The organism is Rhizorhabdus sp., from assembly GCF_018006725.1.
GTDB lineage: Bacteria > Pseudomonadota > Alphaproteobacteria > Sphingomonadales > Sphingomonadaceae > Rhizorhabdus.
Map to the genome: position 1 here is coordinate 1 of NZ_JAGMXV010000220.1, position 7,534 is coordinate 7,534.

Sequence of the window (7,534 nt, forward strand, 5' to 3'; positions counted from 1 at the left end):
CCATCGGCTCGTCCGGCGGGGTGAAGATCATGCCCTCGGTGTTGCAGATCGCCTGTTTCATGCTGGATCACGGCATGTCGGCGCAGGAAGCCGTCTCGTTCCCGCGCATCGACTTCGAGGGCACCAAGGTGATCCTCGACGGCAGGTTCAGCGCCGAGACGGTCGCCGAGCTGCGCCGGCGCGGCCACGACATCGAGGTTCGCTCGGAAGGCCTGTCGACCTTCGAGTTCGGCAATCCCAGCGTGCTGGCCCGGGATGCCCAGGGCATCGTCACCGGCGGCGTCAATCCCTACCAGGCCACGATGGCGATCGGCCACGACCGCGCCTGAGCCACAGGAAAACCAGGACGATGAACAATTTCCAGAAGATCAGCGCCCATCAGCAGGCGCGTGTCCAGCAGGCGAAGGATCTGATCCCCGGTGGGTCGACCAATTCGCTGCTGCCGCCCAAGGGGCTCGAATTCCTGATCGAGCGCGGCGAAGGCCCCTATGTCTACGATATCGACGGCCGCCGCTATCTCGATTTCATGCTCGGTGCCGGCCCACTGATCCTGGGGCACGCCCACCCCCGGTTGACGCAGACCATCGTCGACCAGGCCGGCCGGGGGACGCAGTATTTCGGCTTGGCCGACCGCGCGGTCAGCCTGGCGGAGCGCCTGGTGCAATATGTACCCAGCGCCGAGATGGTGCGCTATGCCTCCAGCGGGTCCGAAGCGACGTTCCATTCGCTGCGTCTGGCGCGTGCGGTGACCGGCCGGCGCAAGTTCATCAAGTTCGACGGCGCCTGGCACGGCCACCACGACCTCGCCGTCTGGTCGATGGAGATGTCGCCGACCCAGGTGCCCGAACCCTATGGTATCAGCGCGGGAGTGCAAAGCGGCGTGCGCGAGGATCTGATGGTCCTGCCGTTCAACGATATCGCCTATTTCCGCGAGGTGATGGCGGCCCATCCCAATGAATTCGCAGCGGTAATCTGCGAGCCGATGCAACGCACGCTGAAGCCGCTGCCCGGTTTCCTCGAGACCCTGCGCGAGGAATGCGACAAATGGGGGACGGTGCTGATCTTCGACGAGGTGGTGTCCGGCTTCCGCCTCGCCGCCGGCGGGGCACAGGAAAAGTACGGGGTCACCCCCGACCTGACGGCGTTGGGCAAGGCATTGGCCGGCGGCGTGCCGATCTCGGCTATCGTCGGCCGTCGGGCGCTGATGGCGCATCTCGACCCTGACAGCCCGGCGGACCGCTATTCCTTCCATTGCGGCACGTTCAACGGCCACCCGATCGGCATCGAATGCGCCCATACCACGCTCGATATCCTGGTCAATGAAGGCGGGATTGATCATATCGCGGCGCTGGGCGCCCACGGGCGCGACCGGTTGGGCCGGCTGTTCCGCGATCTCGGCGTCGCGGCTCAGATCACCGGGGACGGCGGCATCTTCCATTTCTACTTCACCGACGAGCCGGTGCATGACCATGCCGCCGTGCGCCGCGCGAACGTCGCCCTGGCCGACGAGATCCATCGCCGCCTCTATGCTAACGGCATCTACAAGAATTTCTCCAAGACCTATGTCAGCACGGTGCATACGACGGACCACGTCGACGAGTTGGTCGAGGCGATCGGTTGGGCCTACCGCGAGGTCACCGCACGATGAGCGGCGATCTCGACGCCGCATGGCCGGTGGCGCCGGGCCGCGTCCTCAACATGTCGACCGGCCCGGTCGAAGTGTCGCGGAGCGTGCTCGATGCCCAGCTGGCCGACCTGCTGACCCCGCATAGCGACGCTTTCTGGGCGCTGCACGACGAGACCAGCGAGATCCTCGGCCGCACCCTGCGCACCCGGCACCGCGTCCTGATGATGCACGGCTCGATTCGCACCGGCATCGATCTGGCGCTCGGCAACTGGATCCGGCCGGGCATGTCGGTGCTCAGTATCCAGAACGGCTATTGGGGCGAACTGATCGCCGCCTGGGCCGAACGCTACGGCGCCAAGGTCGAGCGCCTGGTGCACGGCCCGTTGGAGCCGGTCGATGTGAACCGCGTGGCCGAAACCCTGCGCAGGCAGTCGTTCGACATGGTCGCGGTCGTCCATGTCGAAACCAACTCCGGGCTGGTCAATCCGATCTCCGAAATCGGCCGTTTGGTCGCTGCCACCGACGCGCTCTACTTCGTCGACACCGCCTGCTCGGCCGGGGCGATGCCGGTCGAGACCGATGCCTGGGGTATCGATATCCAGACGACCGGCTCGCATAAATGCCTGGCCTCGATCCCCGGCCTGGCCATCGTCACCGCCTCTCCCAAGGCCTGGGAACGGCTGCGGCCGGATTCGACCATGGGCAGCTATTTCGACTTCCGCGCCTGGTGGACCCACTCGGTCGAGCGCCCCGACGTGCCGCCCTTCACCCAGCCGACAACGCTGGTCCTGGCTTTGCGGGCCGCGCTGCGCGAGATCGACGCCATCTCGATCGAACGCTGGTGGGCCATTCATCGCGACATCGCCGACCGGTTCATGGCGCAGATGCGCGAGGCCGGCTTTCGTTTCCTGATCGACGACAGCGCGGTCGCGATGCAGCGCGACTTCTACTCGGACACGGTGATGGCGGTCCGCTATCCCGACCGGGTCGTCGATGCCCGGTTCCGCAAGATGCTGCTCGACAGCTACGGCATCTTCGTCATCGGCAACATCGGCGACTTCGCGGGCAAATCTTTTCGGGTCGGGCTGATGAGCCCGCCCCAACTGCAGGCGAGCAACCTGTTTGGCGCGTTGTCGGCCTTCCGCCAGGCCGCTACCTCGCCGTTGACCTGGAGCTAGCATGGATTTCGCCGACGCGCTGGCCGGTCTGCCCGGGGTGACCGTCCTGTCGGCCGATGCCGACAAGGCCGGGCATCTCATGGATTTCCGCCAGCGGTATCGCGGCGAGGCGCTGGCTGTGGTGCTGCCCTCCAGCACCGAGGCGGTCGCCGCCTGTATCCGTCTCTGCGCCGCCCACGGCGTCAGGATTTTCCCTCAGGGTGGGAATACCAGCTTGTGCGGCGGCTCGGTGCCGCCGGCCGCGGGCGATCAAGCCATTGTGCTGAACCTGTCGCGGATGAACGCGGTACTTGCGATCGATGCCACAGACAATGCGATCACGGTTCAGGCCGGTTGCATCTTGCAGGATGTCCAGGAGGCCGCCGCCGGCGTGGGGCGCCTGTTCCCCCTCAGCCTCGGGGCTGAAGGATCGTGCCAGATCGGGGGCAATATCGCGACCAATGCCGGCGGCACTGGTGTGCTGCGCTACGGCAACATGCGCGATCTCGTGCTGGGGCTGGAGGTCGTGCTGCCCAGCGGGGAGATCTGGAACGGCCTGCAGGCGCTGCGCAAGAACAATACCGGCTACGACCTGAAGGGGCTGTTCATCGGGTCGGAGGGCACGCTGGGCATCATCACCGCCGCCACGCTGAAGCTGTTTCCTCGGCCCCGCCACTGCCTCACGGCGATGCTGGCGATCGGGGCAATCGGGACGGCGGTGGCGGTCGCCCGCGACATCCAGGTGGCCTTCGCCGGCGAAGTCACGGCGCTCGAACTCCTGTCAGGCAGGCAGTACGCGCTGGTGCTGCAGCATATCGCCGGTGCCCAGGATCCGCTGGCGACAACCGGCGACTGGTACGTCCTTATCGAGCTGTCGGCCCAGGCCGACGAGGCTGTTCTGGCCGAGCGGCTATCGGATGTTCTGGCGGCGGGACTGGCCGATGGCACGATCAGTGACGCGGCGATCGCCACCAGCGAACGTCAGCGCCGGGCGATGTGGCATCTGCGCCATCACGCAGCCGAGGCCAACCGCCGCGCCGGCATGGGCCTGACCCACGACGTGGCCGTGCCGCTGGCCCGCATCCCGGATTTCGTGGAGCGCGCCGGGAACCGGGTAACATCGCTGCATTCCCAGGCAAGCCCCTTGGTCATTGCTCATCTCGGGGACGGCAACCTGCACTACATAGCGATGTTCGCGCGGGAGAATTGGGCGCAAGTGGTTGACGGGCCCGCACTCGTCGCGACCATCGCCGAGGCGATCCACGACCTTGCCGTCGAGTTGGGCGGCACATTCAGCGCCGAACACGGCATTGGGAGGTTGAGATTAGACGAAATGCGGCGCTACAAGTCCCCCGTCGAGTTGGCCTTGATGCGGGGAATTAAAGCGCTGGTGGACCCGCTGGATCTGATGAACCCCGGTCGGGTGCTACCGGGGTTCCGTCAGTAGGCGCAACTGCTTTTGATCGTGACAGATGGCCGTCTAGATGCGTCGGGAATACAGTAGGTGATGGTCGCCCTGTCGCTGACCGTCTGCTCGGAGGTGGTGGCGGCGCGAGTTGCAGCGATCCCGCCGAAGGGGCGAGCCGGCGTCACCCGGCGGCGGCGTCTGACCGCGCCGCGGCGGGCCCTCCTCGATTGACCGACTCTAACAATTTCTGGGAGAGGTTTAAGGGCTCAGGTCACCAGCATGCCGTTGAGGACGGTGGCCTGAAAGTCGATCTGCCTGATAATGCCCGCCAGGTCTTCGTAGAGCAGCACGGAAGGAAACGCGAGCTCGACCCCGATCAGAACCAGCGACGCTCCAAGCCCCATGACGAGAAGCCCGATGGTGTGCGGCAAACGGACGATGCGATGGTTGATCCAGCCGAACGCGGCCGTCAGGACGAGCAGAACCGCGATAAGGTCGAAAGCCGATAGCATGGCGGGTATCGTCCGTGATCGCTTGAGGAAAGGCGGGCTATGCCTTGAAGATTGAACGAAGTGCGCGGCATGTACGTTATGCTTGCATGCCGCAACGCCCGCATTGTTCGGGTCGCTGTAGTTGGGCCGCAATGGCCGTAATGTCCGGCAAGCACGCAGTCTTAAGGCAGGAGGCACCCATACCGTCTTTCCTTTCTGCCGCCAGGCTCCATGGCTACTGGGACAGGTTGCGCACCAGTTTCTGGTTCCTTCCGTCCGGCATGGCCGGGGTCGCCATCGCCCTCTCGTTCGGCCTCATCCAGCTCGACACGATGGCAAGCACGGAATGGGTCACCGAGGTGGGCTGGCTCTACTCCTTCGGCCCGGGGGGCGCGCGGGCGCTGCTGTCGGCCATCGCCAGCTCGATGATCACCGTGGCGGGCCTCACCTTCTCGATCACGATGCTCACCCTTCAACTCGCCTCGTCCCAGTTTGGTCCCCGGCTTTTGCGCAACTTCATGCGCGATCGCGGCAACCAGGTCGTACTCGGCATATTCATCTCGACTTTCGTCTACTGCCTGCTCGTGCTCCGCACGGTCCGGGGCACCGAGGAGTCAAGCTTCGTTCCCCATCTTTCGGTGGCCGCCGGCGTCCTGCTGGCACTCTCAAGCATCGCGGTCCTGATCTATTTCATCCATCATGTGGCCACGGCCATTCGGATCGAATCGCTACTCGAGGCGCTGGCGGTCGAAACCCACGCGACCATCGACCACCTCTATCCAGAGCGTCTTGGTCAGGACCCGCCCCATGACCAGCAATCCGACTTCGACGTCCCTGATGTTCCGGAGTCGGATTTTCGCCCGATCATGGCTGGATCGAGTGGCTATATGCAGCGCGTCGACGTCGAGGCGCTGATGCGGATCGCGACCGAGCACGATCTGATCATCCGTGTCGAAGCGCGCCCGGGCCGCTTTGTTGCGGACCAGGATGCCGTCTTCAGGGTCCATGCCGTCGATCGCGTTTCGGACGACGTTGCCGACATGTTGAAGGCAACTTTCATCCTCGGTCACGAGCGTACGCCAGACCAGGATCTGGAGTTTTCGATCCGCCGCATTGTCGAGATCGCCCAACGGGCGCTGTCCCCCGGGATCAATGATCCGACCACCGCCCTTTATTGCATCGACCGTCTCGGCGAAGCATTCGGCCGCCTGGCCCGACGCGACGTTCCCTCGTCCCTGCGCTTTGACACAGAGCGGCGACTGCGCGTCGTTACCTCGGTTATCTCGCTCGATGAATTGGCCTGTCCTGCTTTCGCCGCGGTCGCCCGTTATGGCTTGGCGGACGCAGACGTCGTGCGGCATCTGCTCGACACCATGAAGAAGCTGCAACGCGCGCAAGGACCGGCGGAGAGTCCGCAACTCATCAAGCTGATCGACGACATCGGCCGCGAAAGCGCGGGCCATCTATGTCTGGATTTCGATCGACGCGCTGTTCAATAAGCGCCGACGATGCCCGCTGCACGCCCTCGGCTCCCTTCTCCACGCAGCGCTGCCGGGATCTAACGTCGTTCGTCGCCGATCATCCCGGCGGCAACGGTGAACAGCGCGGCGACCGGCGCCGCGATCCACAGGCCGCCCAGGCCCATCCGCTCATACACCGCCGCGCCGGTCAGCGCGCCGGCCACCAGCCCCGACCACAGCAGCAGGTACCAGATCCAGGACCAGCGATTGCCGCCGAGCAGGGCGTCGGTGATCCGCTGGCCGAGCTTGACCAGGGTACCGGTCATGTAGGTCAGGCCGATACTGACCTCGCCGTCACGCTCGAATAATGCATTCTCGGCTCCCATGGCCAAGGTCATTGCGGCAACTGCGCCAAAACCAAGTCCTGCTTCTTCAAGGATTGCCGCGCCAGCGAGCAGCAGCGTGACGAAGCCCAGCACGGCCGGCCGGCGCCGAGCCGATGTGACCGCCGCCCGCCCGACCAGCGAGCCGGCGACCACGCCGGTGACGAACAGCCCGATGAGAAGCGCCGGCAGGGACGCCGCGGCCCAGCCGGTCGACAGGCCGACGCCCAGGCGGGTTGAATTGCCGCTCATGAAAGACACAAAGAAACCCCCGAGCTTGAGAAAGCCCAGGGCATCGATGTAACCGGCAAGCATGGCAAGGCAGGCGGCAAGCACGCGTTCGCGGCGACGATGACGGGTCACTGTTCCAATCTTCCCAACGATACCGGCGGTCAGCATAAGTGCAGGAAACCGACGGGAAGAACCCCTATTGGGCGTTGGGTGGTATGCAGCGGCGCCATGCCGCGGGCGACGGCCATTCGCCGTGCCAGCCGGCGGAGCCGCCCCGCGCGCCTCAGTGGATTTCGATCAGCCCCGCGCAGCCGAGCCCGCCGGCCACGCACATGGTGACCACGGCCCGCCGCGCGCCGCGCCGCCGGCCTTCCAGCACGGCATGGCCGACCATGCGCGCGCCGCTCATGCCGAAGGGGTGGCCCATGGCGATGGCGCCGCCATTGACGTTCAGGCGGTCCGCCGGAATGCCCAGCCGGTCGCGGCAATGGATCGCCTGGCTGGCGAAGGCCTCGTTCAGTTCCCACAGGTCGATGTCGGCGACGGTCAGGCCGAAACGCTGCAGCAGGCGGGGCACCGCAAAGACCGGGCCGATCCCCATCTCGTCGGGTTCGCAACCCGCCGCGGCCAGGCCGCGAAAGGTGCCGAGCGGGGCCAGCCCGCGGGTACGCGCCTCGTCCGCCGACATCATCACCACGACGGCGGCGCCGTCCGACAACTGGCTGGCATTGCCGGCGGTGACGTACTGGCCTTCGCGCACGGTCTTCAGCGCGGCCA

At 65.7% G+C, this 7,534-nt stretch carries 7 protein-coding genes and 1 pseudogene; 5 read left to right on the top strand and 3 right to left on the bottom strand.

Annotated features, from left to right (window positions below; all coding sequences use genetic code 11):
• From KAY22_RS21760 to KAY22_RS21775, 4 genes are all read left to right on the top strand, one after another.
• The coding region (locus tag KAY22_RS21760) for a gamma-glutamyltransferase (RefSeq protein ID WP_296625304.1) at nucleotides 1-329 on the top strand (329 nt) is incomplete at its 5' end.
• Between the two features lie 20 nt (nucleotides 330-349).
• The gene (locus KAY22_RS21765) at nucleotides 350-1,648 is read left to right on the top strand and encodes an aspartate aminotransferase family protein (RefSeq protein WP_296625305.1); all 1,299 of its coding nucleotides are present in this window, start codon (nucleotides 350-352) and stop codon (nucleotides 1,646-1,648) included.
• Nucleotides 1,645-2,805, top strand: a complete 1,161-nt coding sequence (locus tag KAY22_RS21770; protein ID WP_296625306.1) for an aminotransferase class V-fold PLP-dependent enzyme — start codon at nucleotides 1,645-1,647, stop codon at nucleotides 2,803-2,805. Before KAY22_RS21765 ends, KAY22_RS21770 begins: the two co-directional genes overlap by 4 nt.
• Nucleotide 2,806: 1 nt before the next feature.
• Nucleotides 2,807-4,231 (top strand): FAD-binding oxidoreductase, encoded by a 1,425-nt coding sequence (locus tag KAY22_RS21775; protein WP_296625307.1) that lies wholly within the window; start codon nucleotides 2,807-2,809, stop codon nucleotides 4,229-4,231.
• A 227-nt stretch (nucleotides 4,232-4,458) separates the two neighbouring features.
• On the opposite strand, the gene KAY22_RS21780 is transcribed toward KAY22_RS21775, so the two are convergent.
• A complete protein-coding gene (locus tag KAY22_RS21780; protein WP_296625308.1) occupies nucleotides 4,459-4,704 on the bottom strand; it encodes a hypothetical protein in 246 nt (81 codons plus the stop codon).
• Between the two features lie 227 nt (nucleotides 4,705-4,931).
• On the opposite strand from KAY22_RS21780, the gene KAY22_RS21785 reads away from it, so the two are divergent.
• Nucleotides 4,932-6,182, top strand: coding sequence for a DUF2254 domain-containing protein (locus KAY22_RS21785; RefSeq protein ID WP_296625309.1), 1,251 nt, complete (start codon nucleotides 4,932-4,934; stop codon nucleotides 6,180-6,182).
• A gap of 59 nt (nucleotides 6,183-6,241) precedes the next feature.
• Here the strand turns inward: KAY22_RS21785 and KAY22_RS21790 are convergent, their stop codons facing one another.
• Together KAY22_RS21790 and KAY22_RS21795 are read right to left on the bottom strand one after the other, a co-directional pair.
• Nucleotides 6,242-6,889: a YoaK family protein gene (locus KAY22_RS21790; protein ID WP_296625310.1), complete on the bottom strand. Its 648-nt coding sequence runs from the start codon at nucleotides 6,887-6,889 to the stop codon at nucleotides 6,242-6,244.
• A gap of 151 nt (nucleotides 6,890-7,040) precedes the next feature.
• Nucleotides 7,041-7,534, bottom strand: a pseudogene (locus tag KAY22_RS21795) (acetyl-CoA C-acyltransferase); the annotation flags it as partial.

Coding starts and splice junctions, on each gene's coding strand:
- KAY22_RS21765 (WP_296625305.1), top strand. CDS start 350: ATGAACAATTTCCAGAAGATCAGCGCCCATCAGCAGGCGCGTGTCCAG.
- KAY22_RS21770 (WP_296625306.1), top strand. CDS start 1,645: ATGAGCGGCGATCTCGACGCCGCATGGCCGGTGGCGCCGGGCCGCGTC.
- KAY22_RS21775 (WP_296625307.1), top strand. CDS start 2,807: ATGGATTTCGCCGACGCGCTGGCCGGTCTGCCCGGGGTGACCGTCCTG.
- KAY22_RS21780 (WP_296625308.1), bottom strand. CDS start 4,704: ATGCTATCGGCTTTCGACCTTATCGCGGTTCTGCTCGTCCTGACGGCC.